The organism is Pseudarthrobacter sulfonivorans (assembly GCF_024391045.1).
GTDB lineage: Bacteria > Actinomycetota > Actinomycetes > Actinomycetales > Micrococcaceae > Arthrobacter > Arthrobacter sulfonivorans_B.
Genome location: NZ_JANFCZ010000002.1, coordinates 90,078 through 115,567 on the forward strand (window position 1 = coordinate 90,078; position 25,490 = coordinate 115,567).

Here is a 25,490-nt window from a genome sequence, read left to right on the forward strand (position 1 = left end):
GGCAGAATCTCTAAAGTGACTTTGCAACGCAACGAAGCGAACGGCGAGGGTGTCTCCCCGTTCGTTGAGCTGGACCGGCAGACCTGGTCCCGGCTCGCCGCCCAGATGGAGCAGCCCCTTAACGAAGAGGACATTGTCCGTCTGCGTGGCCTCGGCGATCCCCTGGACATGAAGGAGATCCGCGAGGTCTACCTGCCGCTGTCCCGGCTCCTGCACCTGTATGTCGAGGCGGCCGGCCAGCTGCATTCGGCCACCACCACCTTCCTGGGTGAGAAGACGCAGCGCACGCCGTTTGTTATTGGCGTGGCAGGGTCCGTGGCGGTGGGGAAGTCCACCATTGCGCGTGTGCTTCGGGAGATGCTGCGGCGCTGGCCCGGCACCCCGAACGTTGAGCTGATCACCACGGACGGCTTCCTCTATCCCCTGGCTGAACTCCAGCGGCGGCAACTGCTGGAACGCAAGGGTTTCCCCGAGTCCTACGACCGGCGTGCGCTGCTGCGTTTTGTGAGTGAGGTCAAGGGCGGTGCGGAGGAGGTCCGGGCGCCCTGGTACTCCCACGTCACGTACGACATCGTGCCGGAGAAGGAAGTGGTGGTCCGCCGCCCGGATGTGCTCATTGTGGAGGGCCTGAACGTGCTGGCCCCGGCCCGGCCGCGGCAGGACGGCAGGCAAGGCCTGGCTGTGAGCGACTTCTTCGACTTCTCGATTTATGTGGACGCCAAGACCTCCTATATCGAGGAGTGGTACGTGGAGCGGTTCCGCCGGCTCCAGAGCACGGCCTTCGCGCAGCCGGAATCGTACTTCCACCGCTACGCCTCGTTGTCCGCCAGCGAGGCGGAAAGCACCGCGCGGGACATCTGGAAGCGGATCAACGAGCCCAACCTGGAGGAGAACGTCCTCCCCACCCGCGGCCGGGCCCAACTGGTGCTGACCAAGGACGCGGACCATTCCATCCGCCGCATGCTCCTGCGGAAGGTTTAACCCAGGTGTGCCAGGACTGTGCCTCTTCTTCGGGAGCGAGCCGCCGCTCCTTCGCCCGCTTCCTTGCCGCGGGAGCCGGACTGACTGTTTTGACAGCGTGCACACCGGAGGCACCCGTGGCGGTGGCGCCGTCGTCGTCCCCGACTGTTCCCGTTCCCACTCCAACGGTGACCTCCGACTACGTCACCCCCACCGCTGCGGAAAGTACGACGGCGGCAGCTGAGCCGCCTGCCCAGGCTCCCGTTCCGCCGTCGGCCGCTGCGTCCCTGCCGGGGCAGTTCTCGCTGACGGATCCGGCGAGCCGCTGGGTGGTGGTGAACAAGCACCGGCCGCTGCAGCCTGCGGACTATGCGCCGGCGGATTTGGTGCAGCCCAGGGTGCGTGTGGTGGCGACCGGCGAGGCGGCCCTCCTGAACAGCACTACGGCGGCTGCCGCGGAAGCGATGTTCGCCGCGGCGGCGCGGGACGGGGTGGTGTTGACGCTGGCGAGCGGCTACCGCTCGTACGCGACGCAGGTGGCCACCTATGGCGGCTATGTGGCGGCGCGTGGCCAGGCGGATGCCGATACGGCCAGCGCCCGGCCCGGCTACTCGGAGCACCAGACGGGGTGGGCCTTCGACATCGGCGACGGCGGCGGGGCGTGCAGCTTCGAGCCGTGCTTCGCGGACCAGCCCGCCGCGGTGTGGGCGAAGGCGAACGGGCACCGCTTCGGCTTTGTGGTGCGGTACCCGTTGATGTTCCACACCATCACGGGCTATTACTACGAGCCGTGGCACCTGCGTTTCATCGGCGTGGAGGCCGCCGCGGACATGTCGGCCCGCAGCATCAACACTGTGGAGGAGTACTTCGGGGTGGAAGCGGCGCCGGGGTACGCGTGAACCGCTTGCGTGGAACGTGGAAGAGCGAAGTGACGGATCTGCTCCATCTGACCTCTGACCACCAGTTTCCTGCCCTGAAGTTGCGGTAAAACAGCTCCAATCTTTCACCGCGTAATGTAATCTCACATTTCATGGGGAGTAGCGGTCGGAAGCGCGCCGTAGCGCGCATCGTCAAATTGATGCGACATGGGTCGACGCGGATTGCTGTGCGAGTGGACAGTCTCATTACCGAAGAGCGGCTACGAATTTATCCAATCGTTTTCGCGGTGGCGACTGTGCTTGGTGTGGCGATAACCTCTCTATCGCGAATAGCCGATCCGACAGTGCAAGGGGCATTTTTGCCTGACTACCTCGCTCACTGGACAGGCGGCGGCCTACTGTTCGCCGATCCGAGCAATCTATACGATCCCGAACGGCAATTTGCGTTTGAGCAGCGCGAGCTCGGGGCAGTGACCGCATTGTCGTGGTTCGTCTCCCCTCCGATCGTGGCCGCCCTGTATGCGCCTCTGGGGATGCTGCCTTATAACCTAAGCGGTATTTTGTGGCTGATAGTGAGCGCTTCCCTGCTCGTGTGCTGCACTCTGAGCTTGAAGTCCTTAGCACCAGGACTGATGCTGCGGAAGCGCACTGTTGTGGTGATAGCGGTTTTAGCCTCACCTCCCGTCTTCGAACTCCTGGGCGGCGGGCAGGATTCTGCGTTCATCCTGGCAGTTTGGCTGGCAGGGATTCAATTGTTGAACGGCCAGCACAATGTTTGGGCAGGCGTAGTTCTTGCGTTGGGTATCGCGAAACCGCAACTGGTGGTGCTGGTTCCCCTCGTCCTTCTCGCCACGAGAAACTTTCGCGCGCTGACTTCATTTGTCGCTGTCTGTGGCCTGCTCCTGGGAATCCAAGTAGGACTGATAGGAGTCGATGGTATTTTCCGATGGGTGTCTGCACTTTCCAGCCCGCTCTATATGGAGGAAGTTCAACAGGGACAGTCTTGGAAGATGGTTGGTCTTCCATCGCTCATTCAAGGCCTCATTCCCGAGTACCTCGGCGGCTGGGTAGCTTCCACGTTGATGTCAATATCGCTGCCCGTCGGAGCGGGTGTCCTGCTATTCCGGCTTCATAGAGCTAGCAAACAACTGTTGGATACGAACGCAGTGTGGATAGCAACGTTGGCAACAACTGCCATTTTTTCACCTCATCTGGCGACTTACGATGCCGTGCTCTTCATCCCGATTATTGTCTTCCTCCTTGAGCGACGGCCGTCCCGACGAATCCGCGTGTCAACGGTCGCTGCTTTTGGATTACTCTGGGCGGTTCCTGTATTGCACGTTGCAGCAGCCCCACTGTCATGGCCAATGGGACTGATCGATGCCCCATGGTCGGCCATCCCACTCACCGTTATCTGGCTTGAATCGCTCCGTACGCTGCAGCCTCACGATCCCGGAAAAGCAACCGGAACGGCGCTCGTCGCCGAAGGGATACCCGCGAGCGGACCAGGCCAACACAGCGTCTCCGGTAACCACTAAATAGGACATCAAAGTGAATCGCTGGACACGCCCCAACGAATGCACAAAGTACATAGTTCCCGACACGGGCGAAGAATTTACTTTCCCGTCATGTGCCGCATCGTTTTAGTGCGCTAGCTTGGTTTTTATGTTGACAGGATTCAAGAATTTCATCATGAAGGGCAACGTCGTAGACCTTGCCGTCGCCGTCGTGATGGGTGCCGCTTTCGGCGCCGTCGTGACCTCAATTGTCGAGGGCCTGCTCACACCGCTGATCGGCCTTCTCTTCCAGGCGAAAGGCATCGAGGAGATGCAGTGGCAGGGCTTCCTGTATGGGCGGGTCATCTCCTCCATCATTTCGTTCCTGCTGATCGCCGCCGCTATCTACTTCATTGTCATCGTCCCGATGAACCACATGATCGAACGCCGCAACCGCCGGCTCGGCATCGACCCCAACGTCAAGGAAGAATCAGCGGAAGACCCGCAGATCGCCCTGCTCACCGAAATCCGCGACTCGCTTCGCGAACGGACCCTGTAGCTTCCGCCACCTAACAGCTGTGGCCCGTTTCCTGACGGAGGCGGGCCACAGCTGTTTAAGACGTGTTTACTCGGTGACGAGCTCGAGCGCGAGTTCCGTGCGGACCACCTGGGCGAGGCGCTCGGCGATGGACTGGGCAGTGGCTTCGTCCCCGGCCTCCACCATGACGCGGACAACGGGTTCCGTGCCGGATGGGCGGAGCAGGACGCGTCCGGTGTCCCCGAGTCCGGCTTCAGCCACGGCCACGGCTTGCTGCAGGACCTCGGAGCTGCCCACTCGGCTGCGGTCAACGCCCTTGACGTTGATGAGGACCTGCGGGAGCTTGGTCATCACTGCGGCCAGCTCCTTGAGCGGTTTCCCGGTCAGTGCGATCTGTGCGGCCAGCTGCAGGCCCGTGAGGACGCCGTCGCCGGTGGTGGCGTAGTCGGAGAAGATGACGTGTCCGGACTGTTCACCGCCGAGGTTGTAGCCGCCGTCGCGCATGCTTTCGAGCACATACCGGTCCCCCACCGCCGTTTCGCGGATGCTAATGCCGGCGTCGCGAAGCGCGATTTTGAGACCGAGGTTGCTCATGACGGTGGCGACCAGGACGTCGTCCACTAGCTTGCCCGAGGCCTTGAGGGCAACGGCCAGGATCGCCATGATCTGGTCGCCGTCCACGTCGTTGCCTTCGTGGTCCACGGCGAGGCAGCGGTCGGCGTCGCCGTCGTGGGCGATACCAAGGTCTGCGCCGCGCTCCACCACCGCAGCCTTGAGCTGGCCCAGGTGGGTGGAGCCGACACCGTCGTTGATGTTGTGGCCGTCCGGGTCCGCGCCGATGACGATGACATCGGCCCCGGCGTCCTTGAAGACCTGGGGTGAGCAGCCGCTGGCGGCGCCGTGGGCGCAGTCCAGCACCACCTTGAGGCCGTCGAGGCGGTGCGGCAGGGTGCCCAGGAGATGGACGACGTAGCGGTCCTCGGCGTCTGAGAAGCGCTGGATGCGCCCCACGTCGGCGCCGACGGGACGGGTCGGCTCCTTACTCATCTGTTCCTCGATGGCGTCTTCAACCTCATCGGGGAGCTTCTGGCCACCGCGGGCGAAGAACTTGATGCCGTTGTCCGGCGCCGGGTTGTGCGACGCGGAGATCATCACGCCGAAGTCGGCGTCGAGATCGGCCACGAGGTAGGCCGCGGCAGGGGTCGGGAGGACGCCGGCGTCGTAGACGTCAATGCCGGAGCTGGAGAGCCCGGCCTCAACGGCCGCGGCGATGAACTCGCCGCTGGCGCGGGGGTCGCGTGCCACCACGGCGCGGGGCCGGGTGCCGCTGGTGTTGCGGTCGTGCCCGAGCACCACGGCCGCAGCTTGGGCGAGCTGCATGGCGAGCTCCGCCGTCAACAGGCCGTTCGCCAGGCCCCGGACTCCATCTGTTCCAAATAATCTAGACATCGGGGTCAAGTCTAGGGGATCAGTGCTGGAGGGCTTGAAACGACTGGTCAGCGACGTGCCAGCTTGCCCTAGAAAGACGGAACGTTAACGGCAGAAGCCCGCCCCGCCAAACGGCGGAGCGGGCTTCTGAGCAAGCAGATTTAGCGCTTGGAGTACTGCTGAGCCTTGCGGGCCTTCTTGAGACCAGCCTTCTTACGCTCGATGATGCGAGCGTCGCGGCGCAGGTAACCGGCCTTCTTCAGGGTGGCGCGGTTGTTCTCGACGTCGATCTCGTTCAGCGAACGGGCGATGCCGAGGCGCAGGGCGCCGGCCTGGCCGGAGATGCCGCCGCCGTGGATGCGGGCGATGACGTCGTAGGCGCCTTCGAGATCAAGGATCTTGAAGGGCTCGTTGACGTCCTGCTGGTGCAGCTTGTTCGGGAAGTAGTTGTCCAGCGCGCGGCCGTTGATGGTCCACTTGCCGGAGCCCGGTACAACGCGGACGCGGGCAACGGCTTCCTTGCGGCGGCCAACAGCTGCACCGGCAACGGTCAGGGCCGGGCGCTCCTTCTTGGGCGCAGCAGCTTCCGATGCTCCGCTTTCAGAGGTGTAGCTGGTCAGGTTTTCCTCAGCCTCAACGGCTTCGGTGGTCTCTTCGTTCTGAGCCACGATTCTCCTTGTATAGATAAGTTGTTTGGTGGCCAGGACTACTGGGCGACCTGGGTAATTTCGAAAGTCTTGGGCTGCTGGGCGGCGTGGGGGTGCTCTGCACCGCGGTACACCTTCAGCTTGCCCAGCTGCTGTGCAGCGAGGGAGTTCTTGGGGAGCATGCCCTTGATGGCCTTCTCAACGGCGCGGACCGGGTTGGATTCCAAGAGTTCCGCGTAGTTGACGGAGGTCAGGCCGCCCGGGTAGCCGGAGTGGCGGTATGCGCGCTTCTGCTCCAGCTTGGCGCCGGTCAGGGCTACCTTTTCAGCGTTGATGATGATGACGAAGTCGCCCATGTCCATGTGGGATGCAAAGGTGGCCTTGTGCTTGCCGCGCAGCAGGATTGCGGTCTGGCTGGCAAGACGACCAAGGACAACGTCTGTGGCGTCAATGACGTGCCACTGGCGGTTGATATCGCCGGGCTTCGGGGTGTACGTACGCACGGTTTTTGCCTCGTTCTTGTTCTGGCGTTCTTGTTTAGGTGTCACTCAAACGATGTGCACCTACTATCTATGCGCTACCGGAACAGAGGTGAGGGCTCTATGTAACCAGTCATCCAGAGGTCTCGAATGTGCTCGTTGAGTAGTTATCCTGCAACCGGATCCTCAAGCGGGCACGCATCATCGAGAAAGGACACGCACAACGACTACCCATGTTAGCTTGAACCGGGCGCCGGGGTCAAAATAGGTGAGCCGGACGCTATCCGCAGCCCGCCGGCCTGATGCGTGCAGGGGGACTCGATGACTTCGTTGGGCAACGCCGGTTCAGTGGCGCCGCTAGTTGTGGCCAGCATCGGAATCCTGGGACTTATTCTTTCACCCATCACCGAACTGCTCATCGCGAAGCTCCTTCCCCGCGTCGGCGGAGTGCCCGCCCCGCGCGTCCGGGTGACCACCGCGATGGTCACTGGCCTCCTTTGCGCTGCGTTTGCATTCCGGTTTGGGGCCGATCCAGGACTGCCGGCCTTCCTGCTACTTGCACTTCTCGGTGTGCAGCTCGCCAGAATCGACATCGCGCTGCATTTGCTGCCGAATCCCCTGGTTTTGTCCCTCTTACTAGGCGGACTCTTTTGCTTCCTGGTAGCGATTGCGGCCGGATCAGAGTGGCCAGACTCGCTTCGGGCAGTGGCAGGCGCGGCAATTCTCTTCATTATCTACCTGATTCTGGCGATTATTTCTCCCGCGGGCATGGGAATGGGTGACGTCAAGTTCGCGGCGCCCATCGGCCTTTACTTGGGCTACCTAGGCTGGAGCCATCTGCTGTATGGCGGCCTCCTGGGATTCATCCTAAACGGAGTGGCAACGCTCGTTGTGGTTCGCCGAAACCGCGCAGAACGTGCCGCTGAGGTGCCCCACGGACCGTCGATGCTTCTTGCCGCGACCGGCGTTGCGCTCCTTTTGACCTAGGCCACCCAACGCCGCTAGTGATCACTTAGGCCACCGCGTCCAAGTAGTGGCGCGCGTACATACACCGCCAATGCGAGTACTCACGATTGCGTTTCGAGTACGCCATTGAAATGACCCAAGAAAAGTCGGGTACCACTACGCATTGTTGCCGAAACAGCGCAATGACAATCTCTTCTTAGCGAAGTCCAGCAACCGCTAGGAAATATGGGGGGAGCTGGAAATTCGTTGAAATCAATTCAAATCCATTTCACCGAATTAAGGAAAATACAATGACTTCTCTTGTGGTCTCCATGATGGCCTTTGTTGCCGGCGTCAAGGATCGTCTCTCTTCTGAAAAGGGCGCGACCGCCGTTGAATACGGCCTGATGGTCGCCCTGATTGCAGTAGCCATCATCGCTGGCGTCTCCCTTCTCGGAACGAACCTGCAGACATTGTTCAACGACGTCGCCGGCAAGATCCCAGCAGTCCCGTAAGTCCAGCACAATCGTCGAAGCTCAGGGGCGGGACGGTGGCAGCAGGGGCGCGAGTTCCGCTGCCACCGTCCCCACTTTTGGGCTTCCAACGTCCGAATATTCGTAAGTCGCCCAGGTCAACGGAGTTCAGGAGGAGTCGTGGACGCTCACAAATCCGAAGCAAAAGACAAATTGTCCCGATTCGATGCGGTTTGCGATCTGCGATTCGCCGTGAATATCCGACGGCTGCGGCACGACTCCAAAAAGGGCGGTATTTAATGAATCGTCTAGTCAAGCCGCACAGCGCATCTAATTCGAAAGAGTTGGGGGCTGTCGCCGTCGAGTTAGCACTTATTCTTCCTATTTTTCTGGCCCTAATCCTAGGCATTGTCGAGTACGGTCGGGCCTTCAGTATTCAGGTGTCGATGGCCGAAGGCGCCCGAGAAGCAGCACGGTATTCTGCGATCCACTACGCAGATGCCAAGTACAAGCCTGCCGACGCACAGCAAAAGGCCATCGACGCAGCGCCGATCGCAAACTTGAAACTCACCGACATCAGCATCAGTGCATGCGGTCCGGATAAGGATTCGATTGTCACCATTAGCGCAGCGACAAAATACCTCACTGGTCTTCCGACGCTGGTTCCCTTTCTGCCCGACATCATGAACATTTCAGCTACGGGGGCCATGCGATGCGGCGGTTAGCCCAACCACTTTCGGGGGCGGCGGATGGGGATGGTAAGGAGCGGGGCGTGGTTGCACCGCTCGCGGCACTTCTCATGGTCGTTCTGCTGGGATTCGGCGCCCTCGCCGTAGATGTCGGCGCCATTTACTCGGAAAAGGCCCAGCTACAGAACGGTGCCGACGCGGCCGCACTGGCCGTCGCTCAGGCATGTGCCAAAGCCGCCATGACAACGTCTCCCTGCGCTTTAGACCAAAAGGTCAAGGCAACGGCATACGCTAACGCCAACGCCCTTGATGGTTCTAGTGACGTTGTTTCAGCCACCGTCAACGCAGGAACGGCCAACGTCACCACGGCGACACCTGCTGGCGCCGGTGGCGAGCACTTCTCCCTGTTCCTGGCGCGGGCGCTCGGCATAAACTCCGTTGAAATACAGGCATCCGCCCAGGCAATCTTTGGAGGAGTTTCTGCCTACGACAGTCTGCCGATGGCCTTTTCTAAGTGTGAGGCTGACTCAACATTACTGAAAGACGGAGATTTCCGTTTTTTCCCGGCGCATGGAAGCGCTAGCCGGGACAAGAACGAACCCTACGCATGTCCAGGTAATTCATCTGGGCAAGAAATGCCAGGGGGATTCGGATGGCTCGTGGACCCGCTCGCCAAATGCTCTGTCCACGTTGACATTAACGATCCCTGGGTAGACTCTCGACCCGGAGCATCGTATGAATCTCCATGTACCAACACAATGTTGGATTGGTACGCGGCGAAGAACAAAACCCCCTCTGACGAGGTCAAGATTCTTGTCCCGATTTTTGATGACAACGACCCCAAACGCGGGAAGCATGGTCAATTCCACATTCAAGCCTTTGCTGAGCTGAGCATCGACAGTTGGCATCTGAGTGGGACAAGCACCACAAACCATCCACCGGAAACGTATCTGACGGCAAGCGCCAAAGCTCTCTCCACCAAGCTCGGACTGAAAAACTCCGACCTAGGACTATTCGGGCGATTTGTCCGGACGGTTTCTCTTGATGAGGCCGCGAAACTCGGCGGATCTACCATTTATGGCTCTACGGGCGTGAAGCTCTCTAACTAGATATTCCATAAGAACCAAAATTAGCTCCAATGTCGAAAGGAGACTGAAAATTGAAAACACGCCTACTGGGAGGCATAGTCGCATTTGTGCTGGCGATCGCCGGCACTGTCCTACTTGTCTCGTACGTTTCAGCATCCGAGGCGCGGGCCCAAAAGGATCTGCAGCCGGTCGACGTACTCGTCGTTCAGCAGCAGGTGGCCAAGGGTACTGACCTTGAAAAACTAAGGGCTTCAGTCAAGCTAACTTCCCTGCCATCGGCCTCCGTGCCGAACGGCGCCTTGAAGAGCCTGGACGGCCTCAGCGGAAAAGTCGCCGCAGTCGATCTGATGCCGGGCGAAGCTCTCCTGGGTGCCCGCTTGGCTGATCCTGAAAGTCTCTCCGCACCGGGCTCGGTCCCGGTTCCTGACGGAATGCAGGAGATCTCGGTTCAATTGGAGGCCCAGCGGGTTGTGGGCGGGCGCATTGCGGCAGGCGACACTGTTGGCATCGTGGTCCTCTTCGACAAGGGGGCCGTCAAGGATGCGCCTGATGTGGAATCCGGACAGCAGATTTTCCATAAGGTCCTGGTCACGAGTGTTCAGCGTTCTGTGGCGAAGACATCGGGCTCGGCCGCGGGGGGCACCAGTGCCGAGGAGCAGGCCAACACCGAACTGCCTACCGGACAGTTGCTCGTCACGTTTGCCCGTAATGACGCGGATGCCGCAAAGATCGCATTCGGGGCCAACTTCGGCTCCCTGTGGCTGACCAAGGAGCCGTCTTCCGCCAACGAAGGAACACCGTTGGTCGTCAAGAAGCCGGAGCTGTACCGGTGAGCAGGTTCGTAGCCATCACGGCAGACCCCGGATTTGAAGCACGGGCAAGGCAGGCTGCTTCCCGCCTCCGCGGAACGTTTCACGGGATCGTGGCCAACTTCCTGCCGCCGGGTCCGGACGACGTACTGCGGACTCTCTCGGGCGAACCGGTGGAAGTCATTCTGCTCGGACCGGGCCTTCCAGTCGATGACTCCATCCGGCTGGCCAGTCTCTTCGACCTCCAATTTCCGGAGATCAGCGTGGTGCTGGTCACCGGAGATGAGTCCGACATCGCATTGCCCGCCATGCGGGCCGGCATAAGAGACCTCCTGGACCCCAGGGCAGACGTCGAAGCCATACACGTCATGCTCGAACGAGCCAGCCTCGCGGCCGCCGGACGCCGCCGCGGCCTCGGAAACAGCGTTGAACCGCCGAGCGGCAACGGACGCATCATTGCAGTCATGTCTCCCAAGGGAGGTGTGGGAAAGACGACGGTAACGACAAACCTCGCCGTCGGCCTCGCAAAGCTGGTCCCCATGGGCGTTGTGGTGGTTGATCTGGACTTACAGTTCGGCGATGTAGCCTCCGGTCTCAGGCTTGAACCCGAGAAGACCATCGCCGACGCTGTCAAAGGCGCGGCCGCGGGCGACAGCCTCGTACTCAAGTCGTACCTCACGCTGCATCCTTCAGGCATGTACGCACTCTGCGCGCCACTTAACCCCGTAGAGGCGGATCAAATAACAGGGGAGCAGGTGGCCCGGTTGCTTGTGCAGCTGGCGGGTGAATTTAAATATGTTGTCGTGGACACCGCCCCCGGGCTCGGGGAACACGTACTCGCTAGTCTCGAACAAGCCTCCGACGGGGTCTGGGTCTGCGGTATGGACATACCGAGCATCAAGGGTCTGCGGACAGGATTCTCGATCCTGACAGAGCTCGGCCTATTGCCCCCGAACCGGCACGTGGTGCTCAACTTCGGAGACCGCCGAAGCGGACTGACGCTGAAGGACGTCGAGGCAACTATCGGATGCCCTGTGGACGTGGTGCTTCCACGTTCACACGCAGTGCCGTATTCCACAAATAAGGGCGTCCCTCTGCTACAAGAGACGTCCAGGGATGCCGTCGCGAAGGGCTTGCGTCAGCTCGTCCAGCGGTTCGATCCTGCGTGGGAGCAGCGCACCCACAAGAAACTTCACCGAAGGGCGGTAGTCCAATGACACTCGCAGATCGCTTTCAATCTGTCCGTAACCAGACGAGCCAGCAGGCAACTGAAACCCGGGCCGAGATTCCGTGGGCAGGGAAAAGTCAGAATGAGTCCGGATGGATTGAACCTGTCTCAAACGATCACAGCGCCGAAGCCAACGATGCCTTAACCGCGGTCAAGGAACGCGCCGGCGCGGCCCTTTATGAGCGCATGGGAAGCCGGATTTCAGACTCGTCCTTGGACGAGGCTGAGTTGCACGAGTACGCCAAAGGCGAGCTGCGCACCATCATCGAAGAGGATGAGATCCCTCTATCCTCCGGGGAACGGCAGCGCCTGGTCCAAGAGATCCTTGATGACGTCATTGGTCTCGGCCCGCTGCAAAAGTTTCTGGCGGACGACGCAGTGACCGAAGTCATGGTTAACGGCCCGGACAAAATCTACATCGAACGGGGTGGCAAACTCTTCCTAACGGGTTCCCGTTTCAAGTCAGAAGATCATCTGCGGCGAATCATCGAACGGATCGTCACCAAAGTCGGCAGGCGCATCGACGAGTCGTCTCCGCTGGTAGATGCCCGTCTGAGCGACGGGTCGCGTGTCAACGCCATCATTCCGCCGTTGGCCGTCAACGGCTCGTCGCTAACGATTCGCAAATTCGGTCAGGTGCCGCTCACCGTCAGCGATCTCATCACCTTTGGTACGATCTCTCCGGAAATTGCCGAACTCCTGAAGGCCTGCGTCCACGCCCGGCTGAACATCATCGTCTCGGGAGGCACCGGCACGGGCAAGACGACTCTGCTCAACGTCTTATCGTCTTTCATTCCACCGGACGAGCGGATAGTCACCATCGAGGACGCCGTGGAGCTGCAACTCCAGCAAGAACACGTTGTGCGGCTCGAAAGCCGGCCGAGAAACATCGAGGGCAAGGGCGAGATCAGCATCCGCGACCTCGTTCGGAACTCCCTGCGCATGCGACCGGACAGAATTGTTATCGGCGAAGTCCGTGGGGGCGAGTCACTGGACATGCTTCAGGCCATGAACACAGGCCATGACGGGTCGATCTCTACTGTGCACGCCAACTCACCACGTGACGCCATCGCACGACTGGAGACCTTGGTGCTCATGGCAGGTATGGACCTGCCGCTTCGTGCCATCCGCGAACAGATCGCGTCGGCGGTCAACCTCATCGTGCACATTTCGCGCCTCCGGGACGGTACCAGGCGGGTTACTCACGTAACTGAAGTTCAAGGCATGGAAGGCGACGTCGTTACGCTTCAGGACGCCTTCACTTTCGACTACAACGCCGGAGTTGATGGCAACGGCCGGTTCCTCGGAAAGCCAGTCCCCACCGGTGTCAGACCTCGTTTCGTAGATCACTTCGCGGACCTGGGGATTGGCCTTTCCCCCGCGGTCTTCGGCACGACGCCTGTCGGGGGTGGTTACCGGTGAGCGCCACCAGCCCGATCCTGCTGATTCTAGGTGTCGTTCTGTGCCTGGCATCGCTGGTCTTCCTCTTCGTCGTGACTCTCCGTGGCCGCGAAGCAAATATCGAATTGTCGCGCAGGCGGCCCGGCGTCGCTGAGCAAACTTCCGCCCTCACGCGGTTTGCGACATCCGCAACGTCGTTTGTCGAACGCAACGTCAGCCGCAATTCCAAGTTCGGATCCACCGCATCATTGGAGGAAGCCGGGCTGCGTCTCCGCCAGGCAGACTTTATCCTCCTGCTCGTATGCATCACGGTTACAACCGCGGTCGTTGGTTATGTTCTTGGCGGACTGGGACTGGCGCTGCTTTTCGCCGTGCTGACTCCGCTCGGCGGCATCGTGTTCCTGAGCGTTATGGCGAGCAAGCGCCGTGCCAAGTTCGAATCGCAGCTTGGCGACACGTTGCAGATGCTGTCGGGTGGACTTAGAGCGGGCCACAGTTTGCTGCGGGCAGTGGACGCTGTTGCCCAGGAGTCAGACGCGCCAACCTCTGAGGAATTCTCACGGCTGGTCAACGAGACCAGGCTTGGTCGAGACCTCAAGGACTCCATGGCCGACTCGGCGCGACGCATGCGAAGCGAGGATTTTGACTGGATGGCTCAGGCCATCGAGATCCACCGGGAAGTCGGCGGAGATCTGGCCGAAGTACTCGACCATGTGGGAGAGACAATCCGCGAACGGATGCAAATCAAAGGGCAGGTCCGATCCCTCAGTGCCGAGGGCAAGCTGTCGGCCTACATCCTTATAGCTCTGCCTGTCGGAATCTTTCTATTCCTAAGTTTCTCTAACCCCGGCTACCTCGGCGTGTTATACACCAACGTATTGGGATGGATCATGCTCGGATTCGGAGTTGTTCTGCTGGCTCTCGGCTCCTTCTGGCTGAGCCGCGTTGTCAAGATCAAGTTCTAGGGAGTCTAAACATGAGCGCAATGGCTTGGTTCATAGTGGCAATAATTGTCGTACCGTGTTCGGCTATGCTGTGGGCCGTCATTTCGGTGGACCGCCCAGGCTTGGCTGCTGTCCGAAGCAACCTGGGACGAGGCAAGGGTAAGACGACCGATTCCCAGGGCGTCGAAGCCCCATGGCTAGCGCAATTGGGCCAGCGACTGACTCCGAAGGGGTACCCGGCCTGGCTGGACAAGTTGCTTGCGAAGGCGGGGAGACCTGCGGCCATGCCACTGGAGCGTCTTCTGGTGGTCAAACCCGGGCTCGCCTTGGTAGCCGGTCTCATCGGGATTTTGTTGATTCTGAAAACCCCAACGAGCACGGTTATTCTCTTGGCTTTGTTCGTGACGGTGCTCGCATATTTCGTTCCAGACCTCCTCCTGCACAGCCAGGGTGCAAAGCGCCAGGAAGCGATCGAACTGGAGTTGCCCAGCACTTTGGACCAGATGCTGATCTCCGTGGAGGCAGGGTTGGGCTTTGAATCAGCCATGGCGCGGGCGGGCCAGAACGGTACGGGACCACTCGCCGCGGAACTCCTCAGGACTCTTCAGGATATGCAAGTGGGCAGGAGCCGACGAGAAGCGTACCTAGCCATGGGACAACGCACAGGGGCAGCGGACCTTCGAAGCTTCGTGCGTGCTGTTGTTCAAGCAGACGTATACGGCATCGCAATCGCAAACGTGCTGAGGACGCAGGCCAAACAGATGCGCATCGAGAGGCGGCAGCGGGCCGAGGAGAAAGCAATGAAGCTTCCCATCAAGGTGCTGTTTCCGCTGATGCTATGCATTCTGCCCGTACTGTTCATCGTCATCCTCGGGCCAGCCGTCATCAACATCATCGCGGCATTCTCCCACATGTAAGAAAGCAACGCCCTATTTATCGCGCCGCCCGGCGCCCCAAGAACCGGACCCCCTCGGCACCCAGAACCGAGGGGGTCCGCCTGCGTGCCCGAAGGCCTGGGTTTCCAAGGATTTCCGCATGTTTATCCCAACTCACGCGCAGGGTACGCCGTATGCGCGCAGAGTTAACGCAGGATATTACGAGATTGCACGTGAGTGGCGCCCCCGATTGCTAACTTCGTGGTTGTGCTGGTGCTGGGCCAGCCATCCGACTCGCCAGGAGTACGACATGCTTTCTCTATACACAAACTTTATGATCCGCCTTCGAAGCGAAGAGAAAGGCGCTACCGCTGTCGAATACGGCATCATGGTCGCCCTCATTGCTGTTGCCATCATCATTGCCATCACTACCTTGGGTACTACTCTCAGTGATTTGTTCACCGGCGTGTCGGGCAAGATTCCTGTTCCGGCTGGGGCCGCTGGCGGCGCTGGCTAGAAGCGCTGGCTAATTGTGCGGTGCGGGCGACATGCCTGCACCGCACTTACTATTTAGAAGCAGTCGTAATAAACGAGCGGAGAGGTACACCGTGAAGCACGACGAGCGAGGCGCAGTCGCCGTCGAATTTGCTATCCTCCTGCCTCTTCTCTTGATGCTTGTTCTCGGAACGATCGAATTCGGGCGCGCCTACAACGCGCGAGTTACATTGACGAACGCAGCCCGCGACGGCGTTCGGGTGATGGCTATCACGACTAATAATGTGGTTGCCGCAAAAACGGCAGCTGCGAACGCGGCCGCGTCCGTCAGTTCCAGCATTACACCGTCAAATGTCACTGTGGAGGTGTGTACTAGCGCGTCAAGCTGCGCGCCGGTAACCGCCTGCAATCCCAAAGACCAAGTGACACTCACCATCAGTTACACGCTATCTACAATTACCGGCATCGCAGGCCCGTTCAAGATGAAAGGGTTGGGCGTGATGCTATGTGGAGGGTGACGGCGGATAACAAGAACGAAACCGGCGCCGTTGCCGTTATTGTGGCCATCCTCTTGGTCGTCCTGCTCGGCTTCGTGGCGCTCGCCGTAGACGTGGGCGTCATCTCCTCCGAACGGGCCCAGCTGCAGAACGGCGCCGACGCCGCGGCAATCGGCATCGCCCAGGAATGTGCCCGTTCAACGACCAGCACCGTCCCTAGTCCCTTGTGTTCGACGACGTCGACACTGGCGACTGACCTCGCCAACCGCAACGCCTTGGATGGTAAAAGCACTGTTCGCTCCACGGACCTGTCCACGCCCGGCAAAGTCACCGTAACCACGGTCTCGAAAGAAGACGGTGCGCCGGCGGACTCCGTGTCTCTCTACTTTGCACGAGCCTTGGGCATCAACTCCGCCAAGCCAATGACGCGATCATCCGCGCAATGGGGAACGCCGACCAAGGGGCCCGCTATCTTGCCGCTGGCCGTTGCCGCATGCAAATTCGACATTCCGCACGACGGCTTACGGGGCACCCTTCAGGTACTGGAGCAGGGGAAAGGTTGCGGTTCTGTTCCTGGAGGGTTCGGCTGGCTTCCCCCTAACCCCGGCACATGTACCATCGTCGTCGGCACTTCCAGCGAATGGTTCGGCGTCAACACTGGTGCCAGTGCTCCGACTTCATGCTCGGCCGCCGACTTTAGCAAGGTAAACAACAAGACGGTTCTGCTGCCGGTCTACGACCTTGCCAGCGGCACCGGCAAGAACGCCGCTTACTACATCAAGGGGTTCGCAGCTTTCCACGTCACGGGATACCAATTTGCGAATATCGGCTGGACCGCGGGGCCAACGGTGGACAACAAAAGCATCACCGGCTACTTTGAGAAGTTCGTTTCGTTAGACCAAGCCTTCGAGCTAGGGTCCTCCCCTTACTTCGGCGCTTCAGTTGTGCGCCCCATCCTTTAGCACCACCACCAGGAGTAGAAGTGAAGTCTCGCATGCTCGCCGGCACGGCCGCGGTTGCCTTGGCGCTTGTGGGCGCGCTCCTCATCATCTTCTATGCCCAAGGCGCCGACCAGCGCGCAATCGCAACCACGCAGCCAGTTGACGTCCTCATCGTGAAGAACGCCATCCCAGCCGGCACCCCTGTCGATGCAATGGCGGCTTCCTTGGTGGTTCAACGGATTCCGGCCGCCGGAGTCTCAAAAACGGCACTCGGCAACCTCGACAGCAAGGCCGGCACGGTCAGCGCCGTGGACCTCGTCCCCGGCGAACAGCTCCTCGCCGAGCGGCTGGTGGCCCCGGCCGATGCTGCGTCCGAAGGTGCAGCCAAAGTACCGGCCGGATTCCAGGAAGTCTCCTTCCAGTTGGAACCGCAACGAATGGCCGGCGGCCGCATCGAGGTCGGCGATCACGTGGGCATCGCAATGAGCTTCAAGGACGGCGCTTACAAGCCCAATCCTGCGGGAGCAACGACCCAACTCACGCTGCGGAAGGTCCTGATCACCGCAGTACAGAGGGCACCTCAGCCCACCGCAACCAAGTCTGCGGACAACGCAGATCCGAAGAACACCACTTTGCCGGAAGGGTCCCTGATGCTTACGGTCGCGGTTAACGACATCGATGCCAACAAGATCATTTTCGGCTCCGAGTTCGGCACCCTGTGGCTAACCAAGGAACCCCTCGACGCAAAGGACAACGGCTCCTATATTGCCCGTAAGGATGTGGTGTACAAGTGAGCCGCTTCGTACTCCTCTCCGCCAGCGCTGACTTCGACCTGCGTCTCCGCCAAGCCGTGGCGTACGGACTCCGCGGAAGCGTCCAGACCATCGCTTCGGACATTCTTCCGGCCGGTCCTCACGAGCTTTTCGCCCTCCTTGACCAGGAGCAACCCGAAGTCCTCATCATCGGCCCGGACGTTCAGCCGGAAGAGGCACTTCGCTTCGCTAAGGTCTTCGACGTCCAGCTTCCCGGCCTCAGCATTGTCCTGGTCAGCGATACCGATCCCATTTTTCTGCTGCACGCCATGCGCGCCGGCATCCGCGACATTGTCAGCCCGCAGGCCGATCTTGCAGAAATCCGGGTGCTGCTGGAACGTGCCTGCCAATCCTTTGCCACGCGCAACCGGACATTTAACGCCCAGCCCGGCAACGCCGGCAACGGACTCGTGGTCGGTGTCTTTTCGCCTAAAGGTGGCGTCGGCAAGACCACCCTCGCCACCAACATCGCCATCGGACTGGGCCAGATGGCCCCCATGAGCGTGGTCATCGTAGATCTTGACCTGCAGTTCGGCGACGTCGCATCCGGCCTCTATCTCAACCCCGAGCACACCGTCACCGACGCTGTGACCCCGGCCGCGGCACAGGACTCCCTGGTGCTCAAAGCATTCCTCACGGTCCATCCGGCCGGGATCTACGCCCTGTGCGCGCCGCCGACGCCGGTGGACGCGGACCACATCACGCCCGAGCAGATCACCCACCTGCTGGAACAGTTGGCCCGCGAATTCCAGTACGTGGTGCTTGACACCGCCCCCGGCCTGCCGGAGATCGGGCTCGCGGCCCTGGAACAGTGCACCGACGTGGTGTGGGTCAGCGCCATGGACATCCCCAGCCTTCGCGGCCTCCGGTCCGGACTGGAGGTCCTCCGGCAACTCGAGATCACCCCCGAGTCCCGGCACGTGGTCCTGAACATGGCCGATTCCAAAGCAGGCCTGACCGTTCAGGACGTCGAGTCCACCATCGGCGCACCCGTGGACGTCAGCATCCCTCGATCCCGCGCCGTGGCCCTGTCCACGAACCGGGGCATCCCCGTCCTGCAGGAATCCAAGAAGGATCCCGCCGTCAAGAGCCTCAAACAGCTGGTGGAACGGTTCAACCCTGTCTGGCGAACCCAGGCACAGCGCAAGCTTCACCGAAGGGTGGTTATCTAGTGAAACTCTCCGAACGGATCCAATCCGTCCAGGACCGGAACCAGGCTGTCCACCCCGCCGTTGCCCTCAACCTTCCAGCAAAAAGTACGACGGCGGTACGCACCGCGGGGCCGCAGCATGCGGCGGGCATCGCCGCCGTCGAGCAGACGCGCCGGACGCAACCTGCCGCCGTCGTACTTTCTCCCGCCGCTCTGCCGGAACCACCGGCGCAGGCACCCGTTGCTCAACCGGTGGACGTCTTTGCGGCGATGAAACTCCGGGCCGCGAGCGCCCTGTTCGAACGGATGGGTGCACGGTTCAACGACGCCTCTGTGACTGAGCAGGAGCTTCGGAGCACGGCGAAGGAGGAGCTCACCAAGATCATCGACGCCGAACAGGTTCCACTTTCTGCCGACGAGCGCACCCGGCTGGTGCGCGATGTCGCCGACGACGTGCTGGGTTACGGCCCGCTGCAGCGTTTGCTGGATGATCCTGCCGTCACGGAAATCATGGTTAACCGCATGGACCAGATCTATGTGGAACGCAAGGGCAAGCTCACCCTTACCGAGTCCCGGTTCAGCTCCGAAGAGCACCTGCGAAAAGTCATTGAGCGGATCGTTTCCAAGGTGGGGCGCCGGATCGATGAATCCTCACCGCTGGTTGACGCGCGCCTTGAGGACGGTTCCCGTGTCAATGCCGTGATCCCTCCCCTCGCGGTGGGCGGCTCATCTCTGACGATTCGAAAGTTCAGCAAGGTGCCCCTGACGGTGCGCAACCTGATCGATTTCGGCACCCTCACCCCGGAGATGGCTGAGCTGCTGGACGCCTGTGTGAAGGCCAAACTGAACATCATCGTCTCCGGCGGCACCGGCACCGGAAAAACCACGCTGCTCAATGTCCTATCCTCGTTCCTCCCCGCCGACGAGCGGATCGTCACCATCGAGGACGCGGTGGAGCTGCAGATCCAGCAGCAGCACGTGGTCCGGCTCGAAAGCCGTCCCCCCAACACTGAAGGCAAGGGCGCAGTGACCATCCGCGAACTGTTGCGCAACTCCCTGCGTATGCGGCCGGACCGCATCGTGGTGGGCGAGGTCCGCGGTGGCGAATCCCTGGACATGCTCCAGGCAATGAACACCGGTCACGACGGGTCGCTCTCCACCGTGCACTCCAACTCGCCCCGCGATGCGGTGGCACGGCTGGAAACGTTGGTGCTGATGGCTGGTATGGATCTCCCCCTGCGGGCCATCCGCGAACAGATTGCGTCGGCTGTGAACCTCATCGTGCAGATCTCGCGCCTGCGTGACGGCTCCCGCCGCATCACGCACGTGACCGAAGTGCAAGGCATGGAAGGGGATATCGTGACGCTACAAGACGCGTTCGTTTTCGATTACTCCGCCGGCGTTGATGCCCAGGGCCGATTCCTCGGCAAGCCCGTGGCCACCGGCATCCGGCCACGGTTCATCGACCGCTTCGAGGACCTGGGCATCCACGTCTCACCGGCCGTCTTTGCCGGCTCGTTGTCACCGGTGATCAAATGACAGGGCTTTCAATTGGGATCGTAGTCCTACTGGCAGCCGTCGGCCTGTTGGGTATCGCAGTGCTGGCCCCCGGCACACCCGAGGTGCCGATGGACCGGCGCCGCCCGTTCGAAGCGAACCCGCCCACGACCCTGACCCGCCTCGCAGCGTCCGCTGTCGTGTCGTTCGAACGGTTGCTTTCGGGTCGCAATGTCCGGCTCTTTTCGCGTGTGCAGCTTGAGAACGCCGGCCTCCGGCTGAGCCAGGCGGAGTTCTTTATCTTGGTTGCCGCCGGAGCATGCGTGGGATTCCTAGTAGGCATGGTCGCCATCGGGCCTTTGATGGGGCTACTCCTTGCAATCTTTTCGACCTTTGTGGGTCACCTGGTCCTCAGGTATCTCGCCGGAAAACGCCGCACCAAATTTGATACCCAGCTTGGCGATACTCTGCAGCTTCTCTCTGGAGGCCTGCGTGCCGGCCACAGTATTCTGCGCGCGATTGACGCGGCCGCGGCCGAGTCGCAGAAGCCCACCTCAGAGGAAATGCGGCGGGTAATCACAGAGACTAGTCTTGGACGTGATCTCCTGGCCGCCCTCAATGACACAGCCCTCCGGATGAAGAATGAAGACTTCGTGTGGGTTTCCCAAGCAATCCAGATCAACCGGGAAGTCGGCGGAAACCTGGCTGAGGTCCTGGACCAGGTAAACGAGACCATCCGCGAGCGCGGCGAGATCAAGGGCCACATCAAGGCACTTGCGGCTGAAGGCAAGTTCTCCGCCTACATCCTCATTGCAATGCCCTTCGGTATCGTGGGCATGCTGCTCGCGATCAGCCCGAACTACATGAATCCCATGTTCAGCCATCCGCTGGGCTGGGGCATGATCGGCGCATCATTTGTCATGATGACCATCGGCGCGCTGTGGATGCGCAAGATCATCGATCTCAAGTTCTGAGGCCTGATGAACCCCGTGATCTTACTCGCAATGGTCCTGGTCTGCGTTCCCGTGGGAGCGTTGACCTGGTCACTCCTCACCGCCGACCAGAAGGGCCGCGTAGCAGCGGCCGAACTCCTTAGCCGCGGGGCCGCTCTCAACGGCGAGGCGGCTCCGCCCAGACCGAGCCTGCTGGAGTCTGTCGGACGCCGCCTGACCCCGCCATCCTACGTCGCGTTCCTCGATCGGCTGCTTGCCCTGGCAGGCCGGCCGCCGTCCATGCCGCTCGGAAAAGTGATGGGCTCTAAGCTCGCCCTCGGACTGGCCGGGGCGTCGCTCGGGCTCTATATGACCGCCGTCGGCGGCACTCCCATCATGAAGTTGGCGGGCCTCTTCCTCCTCTTCCTCGGCTACTTCATCCCCGACCTCCTCCTGTACAGCAAGGGCATGGAGCGGCAGAAGGCCATGCAGCTCGAACTGGCCAACACCCTGGACCAGATGCTGATCTCCGTGGAGGCCGGTCTCGGCTTCGAAGGGGCCATGGCCCGCGCCGGCGAAAACGGCAAGGGACCGCTCGCCGAAGAGCTGGTCCGCACCCTGCAGGACATGCAGGTGGGCCGCAGCCGCCGCGAGTCCTATCAGGCCCTTGCCGAGCGGACCAACATCCCCGAACTGCGGAGCTTCGTCCAGGCCGTGGTGCAGGCAGACACTTACGGCATCGCCATCAGCCGTGTGCTGCGGATCCAGGCCAAGGTCATGCGGGTGAAACGCCGGCAGCGGGCCGAGGAAAAGGCCATGAAACTGCCCGTGATGATCCTTTTCCCTCTTTTGTTCTTTATCTTCCCCGTGCTTTTCATTGCCATTTTGGGCCCGGCCGTTATCAACACGGTTGTCACGTTCAGCGGCCAGTAACGGCGGCGGATCAAGCAGGGCAAGGATGACTCAAGGTTTCCACAGGATCCATTGAGGATGTGCCCTCATCTATTTGCAGGAAGTAGCCTTGCAGCATGGATAGTCCATCATTTGCCTCCGGCGGGGGTGTTCCCGCCGGACCGCCGGCTGCGGGACCCGCCGCGGACGTGAATGGTGGCGCGCAAGGCATTCCGACGGCGGGTGCGGACCCTCCCCGCTGGGTTGAACCCGAAGTTCTGGCCGAGCTGGAAGCCGAACTGGACGGCCCGGAACTCGCCCGCGGCTTCGCCCGCGACTATGCCGGCATGTGGGACCAGCGTTTCAGCCGCCTTGCCGCAGCCGTCCAGTCCCACGACCGCAAGGCCGCCCTGGACGCCGTCATCAGCCTGCGGATCGCCTCCGCCATGGTGGGCGGGGTGCGGCTGGCCGGGCTGGCCCAAGCCCTGGAGGACGCCATCCGCACGGACGACTTCGCCCGGGGACAGGACCTGCTGGCAGGTGTGGCCGAGCACGGAGTCGGCACCGTCGCAGAGCTCCAGGCCACCTACATCCTGAAGAACTAGCCGGGGTCAGCCCTGCCCCGGCCAGGCCGGCGCATCCGTCCGCTGCGGGGCCAGCCGGTAGCCCACCCCCCGGACGGTCTGCAGCCAGCGCGGTGCGTTCGGATCTTCCTTGAGCTTGCGCCGAAGATTCCCGATATGGACTTCCACGGCCCGCTCGTCAGCCTCGCTGATGTACGCATCGGGCTCGTACAGGTCTCCGCGCACCGCACGGACCAGATCGGACCGCGTGCACACGGCTCCTTCGCCCCGAAGCAGGGTATGCAACAGGTCAAACTCGCTGCGGGTGAGCCCCAGGGGCGCCTCGTCAACGGCCACGGTGCGTGTCCGGTAGTTCAGGACCAGGCCGTTGTGCTGCAGGACTCCGGCGTGAACCGGTGCCGCAGCTCCGGACGGTGCGTGGCCCAGGGACTGCCCGAATGATGCGGGTGCCGCCGGAGCCGCCGCCCAGGACCGCGGAGCCTGCTGCGGCCGGTTGATCTCGTGGCGGGGACGGCGCATCATTGCTGCCACCCTGGCACGCAGTTCGCGCGGCCGGAACGGCTTCGCAATGTAGTCGTCCGCACCGGCGTTCAGCGCCGAGAGCAGGTCCGGCTCCTCCGTCCTGCCGGTCAGCATCACCACATAGGCGTCACTGAAATTCCTGATCCGCCGAAGCACCTCAAACCCGTCGATATCCGGAAGGCCGATGTCCAGCGTGACCACGTGGGCCCCGTTGTTCCGGACCACCTCCACGCCGTCCCGTCCGTCGGCGGCCGTATGGACCTCGAATCCGGCCTGACGCAGCACTCCCTCCAGGAGATTGCGGATATCCGCGTCGTCTTCAATTACTACTGCTACCCCAAGCTCTTCCATTGCAATCCCTGATGCCAGGTGGAAAAGGCCCCCATCAGCCCAGCGCCAATCCCTTATCCACTCCAACTCTCTATACGCTACAAGTATTAACTGCAGATGACACCTATGGATGCCTTTACTTTTCGAGAGTCAATTACCATGACAGCACATGAACAATAGGATTTAGAAGGTTTGTTCAGCAACGCCTGACAACGGTCCGGCTGCTGCGGAAATCATTGGGAACGGTTGGGGGCCGCCAAAGACTGGGAGACCCTATGGCTGTACGCCCCTCGCTGCGGGGAGCCGCGACCTATTTCCGGAAGCTGGGACCACGTTCACAGGTGGCTCTGTGCCAGCTTCCGTTGTCCCTCGTTGTCAGCATCCTGGGATTGATGACACCGCTGACGTGGCCGTCCCTGCTCTCAAGTCCTGTCTATCTGGCCGGAATCATGCTTCACCTCCTCCTCTTCGTGGCGTGTTTCGTCACGCCCTGGGAGCGGTTGCGCAGCAGTGCCTACCTCGTCATCCCGGTGCTGGACCTGCTGGCCATCGGCCTCCTGCGAAACGGTGCCGCCCCGCTGCTTCCGGGCCTGGCAATCCTGGTTGTCTTTCCCGTCATTTGGCTCGCCGCTTCAGGAATCCTGGTCCGCGCCAACGTTGTCCTCAGTACGGTCGGACCGCTGCTGATCATGGTCCCCGCCTCAGCCGTCCACTTTCCCCACCTCACTGCCGCGGACCTCACTACGCTGGTGCTCTTTCCGCTCATGATGCTTGCCGTCTTCCTCGCCATCCGCTTCGCCAGCGCCAACATGCGCGTCCAACAACGGGAACTGCAGGCCCTGGGTGAGGAGCTGCGGGAGCTGCTCGCCGAAAGCCGGGACCGCGAAAAACTCCTGATCACCATCCTGGACGCCACCGACGTGGCGATTGCCGCCGTCGACCGCTCCGGCCGGTACCTGGTCACGAACAACCGGCAGCGCACTTTCCGGCAGGCCACGGGCGTGGTGGATGAGATGCCGGGCCAGGGGCACCAGCTCATCTTCGGGCAGGACAGGCAGACCATGCTGCCGCCCGACAAACGCCCCATCAACCGGGCCATTGCCGGAGAATCCTTCGCTGACTATCTGGTGTGGGCTGGCGAGGAGCCGGCTCAGCGGGCCTACTCCACCGCCGCCCGGCCGCTGGTGGGCGAGGACGGGCAACTCACCGGCGCCGTGGTGGTGTACAACGACGTTACCGGCTGGGTGGAGACACTGGCCGCAACCGAAGAGCTGATCTCCACGGTCTCGCACGAGTTCAGGACACCGCTGAACGCGATCCTCGGAAACGTGGACCTCGTCCTGGAAGACACCGCCGGGCTGCCTCCCGATGCCACCCAGCGGCTCACCGTGGTGCAGCGCAATTCGGAACGCCTGCTGGCACTGCTGGCCGACCTGTCAGCCACGGCGTCGGCGGCCCTGAAAGTCCACCCGAAACGCACCGACCTCGCCAGCCTGGTGGAAAGCACCCTGAACTCTGCACGGGCCGAAGCAGACCGTTCCGGGGTGCGGCTCGCGGCCGACATCCCTTCACCCCTGTGGGCTTACGCAGATCCGCTACGGATCGGGCAGGCGCTGGACAACCTCGTGTCGAATGCCATCAAGTACTCCCCCGACGGCGGCGTGGTGGACATCAGCGCGGGTACCAGCGGGAACTGGGTTCAACTGCGCGTCCGCGATACCGGAATGGGGATGCGTACGGACGACGCCGCCAAGGTCTTCCGCCGCTACTTCCGCACCGACTCCGCCCGGAAGGCAGCCATCCCGGGGGCGGGTCTGGGCCTGTCCATCACCAAGATGATCGTGGAACGCCACGGCGGCAGGGTGGCGTGCGCCAGTGATCAGGGCAAAGGCAGCACGTTTACGGTGACGCTCCCGGCGGACGGCCCGCCGCCGTCGTTCTAACGCAGCCTCGATGGGCAG

27 protein-coding genes are annotated in these 25,490 nt (G+C 61.6%); 23 read left to right on the top strand and 4 right to left on the bottom strand.

Translation table 11 applies throughout. The features are described from left to right. The first annotated feature begins 15 nt into the window (after window positions 1-15). The 4 genes from coaA to mscL all read left to right on the top strand — a co-directional run bounded on the left by coaA (window position 16) and on the right by mscL (window position 3,893). The gene (gene coaA, locus NQJ30_RS01695; protein ID WP_255768002.1) at window positions 16-981 is read left to right on the top strand and encodes a type I pantothenate kinase; all 966 of its coding nucleotides are present in this window, start codon (window positions 16-18) and stop codon (window positions 979-981) included. A 5-nt stretch (window positions 982-986) separates the two neighbouring features. After that, a complete protein-coding gene (locus NQJ30_RS01700) occupies window positions 987-1,859 on the top strand; it encodes a M15 family metallopeptidase (protein WP_255768003.1) in 873 nt (290 codons plus the stop codon). A 212-nt stretch (window positions 1,860-2,071) separates the two neighbouring features. Continuing rightward, window positions 2,072-3,376 carry a glycosyltransferase family 87 protein gene (locus tag NQJ30_RS01705; protein ID WP_255768004.1) on the top strand — a complete coding sequence of 435 codons (1,305 nt, stop codon included), beginning with the start codon at window positions 2,072-2,074 and terminating at the stop codon, window positions 3,374-3,376. A 127-nt stretch (window positions 3,377-3,503) separates the two neighbouring features. After that, complete coding sequence (gene mscL, locus NQJ30_RS01710; RefSeq protein WP_255768005.1) at window positions 3,504-3,893, top strand: large conductance mechanosensitive channel protein MscL; 390 nt, start codon at window positions 3,504-3,506, stop codon at window positions 3,891-3,893. Window positions 3,894-3,959: 66 nt separating this feature from the next. Here mscL and glmM read toward each other — a convergent pair whose 3' ends face one another. From glmM to rplM, 3 genes are all read right to left on the bottom strand, one after another. Then, the gene (gene glmM, locus NQJ30_RS01715) at window positions 3,960-5,321 is read right to left on the bottom strand and encodes a phosphoglucosamine mutase (RefSeq protein WP_255768006.1); all 1,362 of its coding nucleotides are present in this window, start codon (window positions 5,319-5,321) and stop codon (window positions 3,960-3,962) included. 140 nt (window positions 5,322-5,461) lie between these two features. Then, window positions 5,462-5,968, bottom strand: a complete 507-nt coding sequence (rpsI, locus tag NQJ30_RS01720; RefSeq protein ID WP_255768007.1) for a 30S ribosomal protein S9 — start codon at window positions 5,966-5,968, stop codon at window positions 5,462-5,464. Between the two features lie 38 nt (window positions 5,969-6,006). Beyond that, the gene (gene rplM / locus NQJ30_RS01725; RefSeq protein WP_015937805.1) at window positions 6,007-6,450 is read right to left on the bottom strand and encodes a 50S ribosomal protein L13; all 444 of its coding nucleotides are present in this window, start codon (window positions 6,448-6,450) and stop codon (window positions 6,007-6,009) included. Between the two features lie 339 nt (window positions 6,451-6,789). Between rplM and NQJ30_RS01730 the strand changes: the two genes are divergently transcribed. From NQJ30_RS01730 to NQJ30_RS01815, 18 genes are all read left to right on the top strand, one after another. Then, on the top strand, window positions 6,790-7,413 hold the full coding sequence (locus NQJ30_RS01730; RefSeq protein WP_308215141.1) for a prepilin peptidase: 624 nt from the start codon (window positions 6,790-6,792) through the stop codon (window positions 7,411-7,413). Between the two features lie 269 nt (window positions 7,414-7,682). After that, the gene (locus NQJ30_RS01735) at window positions 7,683-7,886 is read left to right on the top strand and encodes a Flp family type IVb pilin (protein WP_255768009.1); all 204 of its coding nucleotides are present in this window, start codon (window positions 7,683-7,685) and stop codon (window positions 7,884-7,886) included. A 257-nt stretch (window positions 7,887-8,143) separates the two neighbouring features. After that, window positions 8,144-8,569: a TadE family protein gene (locus tag NQJ30_RS01740; protein ID WP_255768010.1), complete on the top strand. Its 426-nt coding sequence runs from the start codon at window positions 8,144-8,146 to the stop codon at window positions 8,567-8,569. 47 nt (window positions 8,570-8,616) lie between these two features. Then, window positions 8,617-9,642, top strand: coding sequence for a pilus assembly protein TadG-related protein (locus NQJ30_RS01745; protein WP_255768011.1), 1,026 nt, complete (start codon window positions 8,617-8,619; stop codon window positions 9,640-9,642). Window positions 9,643-9,692: 50 nt separating this feature from the next. Continuing rightward, window positions 9,693-10,454: a Flp pilus assembly protein CpaB gene (gene cpaB, locus NQJ30_RS01750; RefSeq protein ID WP_255768012.1), complete on the top strand. Its 762-nt coding sequence runs from the start codon at window positions 9,693-9,695 to the stop codon at window positions 10,452-10,454. Next, window positions 10,451-11,647: an AAA family ATPase gene (locus NQJ30_RS01755; RefSeq protein WP_255768013.1), complete on the top strand. Its 1,197-nt coding sequence runs from the start codon at window positions 10,451-10,453 to the stop codon at window positions 11,645-11,647. The genes cpaB (NQJ30_RS01750) and NQJ30_RS01755 overlap by 4 nt, the downstream gene beginning before the upstream one ends. After that, window positions 11,644-13,080 (top strand): CpaF family protein, encoded by a 1,437-nt coding sequence (locus NQJ30_RS01760; RefSeq protein ID WP_255768014.1) that lies wholly within the window; start codon window positions 11,644-11,646, stop codon window positions 13,078-13,080. The genes NQJ30_RS01755 and NQJ30_RS01760 overlap by 4 nt, the downstream gene beginning before the upstream one ends. Then, window positions 13,077-14,024, top strand: a complete 948-nt coding sequence (locus NQJ30_RS01765; RefSeq protein ID WP_255768015.1) for a type II secretion system F family protein — start codon at window positions 13,077-13,079, stop codon at window positions 14,022-14,024. Before NQJ30_RS01760 ends, NQJ30_RS01765 begins: the two co-directional genes overlap by 4 nt. 11 nt (window positions 14,025-14,035) lie before the next feature. Continuing rightward, window positions 14,036-14,920, top strand: a complete 885-nt coding sequence (locus NQJ30_RS01770; RefSeq protein ID WP_255768016.1) for a type II secretion system F family protein — start codon at window positions 14,036-14,038, stop codon at window positions 14,918-14,920. A gap of 268 nt (window positions 14,921-15,188) precedes the next feature. Then, entirely contained in the window at window positions 15,189-15,395 is a 207-nt protein-coding gene (locus NQJ30_RS01775; protein WP_255768017.1) for a Flp family type IVb pilin, read from the top strand. Between the two features lie 91 nt (window positions 15,396-15,486). Further along, complete coding sequence (locus NQJ30_RS01780) at window positions 15,487-15,891, top strand: TadE/TadG family type IV pilus assembly protein (protein ID WP_255768018.1); 405 nt, start codon at window positions 15,487-15,489, stop codon at window positions 15,889-15,891. Then, on the top strand, window positions 15,879-16,832 hold the full coding sequence (locus NQJ30_RS01785) for a pilus assembly protein TadG-related protein (RefSeq protein ID WP_255768019.1): 954 nt from the start codon (window positions 15,879-15,881) through the stop codon (window positions 16,830-16,832). The genes NQJ30_RS01780 and NQJ30_RS01785 overlap by 13 nt, the downstream gene beginning before the upstream one ends. 20 nt (window positions 16,833-16,852) lie before the next feature. Continuing rightward, complete coding sequence (cpaB, locus tag NQJ30_RS01790) at window positions 16,853-17,605, top strand: Flp pilus assembly protein CpaB (RefSeq protein WP_255768020.1); 753 nt, start codon at window positions 16,853-16,855, stop codon at window positions 17,603-17,605. After that, window positions 17,602-18,795 (top strand): AAA family ATPase, encoded by a 1,194-nt coding sequence (locus tag NQJ30_RS01795; protein ID WP_255768021.1) that lies wholly within the window; start codon window positions 17,602-17,604, stop codon window positions 18,793-18,795. The genes cpaB (NQJ30_RS01790) and NQJ30_RS01795 overlap by 4 nt, the downstream gene beginning before the upstream one ends. Window positions 18,796-19,043: 248 nt before the next feature. Continuing rightward, complete coding sequence (locus NQJ30_RS01800) at window positions 19,044-20,312, top strand: CpaF family protein (protein ID WP_304663753.1); 1,269 nt, start codon at window positions 19,044-19,046, stop codon at window positions 20,310-20,312. Next, on the top strand, window positions 20,309-21,244 hold the full coding sequence (locus tag NQJ30_RS01805) for a type II secretion system F family protein (protein ID WP_255768023.1): 936 nt from the start codon (window positions 20,309-20,311) through the stop codon (window positions 21,242-21,244). The genes NQJ30_RS01800 and NQJ30_RS01805 overlap by 4 nt, the downstream gene beginning before the upstream one ends. Window positions 21,245-21,250: 6 nt before the next feature. Beyond that, a complete protein-coding gene (locus NQJ30_RS01810) occupies window positions 21,251-22,135 on the top strand; it encodes a type II secretion system F family protein (protein ID WP_255768024.1) in 885 nt (294 codons plus the stop codon). A gap of 95 nt (window positions 22,136-22,230) precedes the next feature. Beyond that, a complete protein-coding gene (locus NQJ30_RS01815; protein ID WP_255768025.1) occupies window positions 22,231-22,698 on the top strand; it encodes an Hpt domain-containing protein in 468 nt (155 codons plus the stop codon). A 6-nt stretch (window positions 22,699-22,704) separates the two neighbouring features. Here the strand turns inward: NQJ30_RS01815 and NQJ30_RS01820 are convergent, their stop codons facing one another. Then, entirely contained in the window at window positions 22,705-23,550 is an 846-nt protein-coding gene (locus tag NQJ30_RS01820; protein WP_255768026.1) for a response regulator transcription factor, read from the bottom strand. A 254-nt stretch (window positions 23,551-23,804) separates the two neighbouring features. On the opposite strand from NQJ30_RS01820, the gene NQJ30_RS01825 reads away from it, so the two are divergent. Further along, window positions 23,805-25,472, top strand: a complete 1,668-nt coding sequence (locus tag NQJ30_RS01825) for a sensor histidine kinase (RefSeq protein WP_255768027.1) — start codon at window positions 23,805-23,807, stop codon at window positions 25,470-25,472. The last annotated feature ends 18 nt before the right edge of the window (window positions 25,473-25,490 follow it).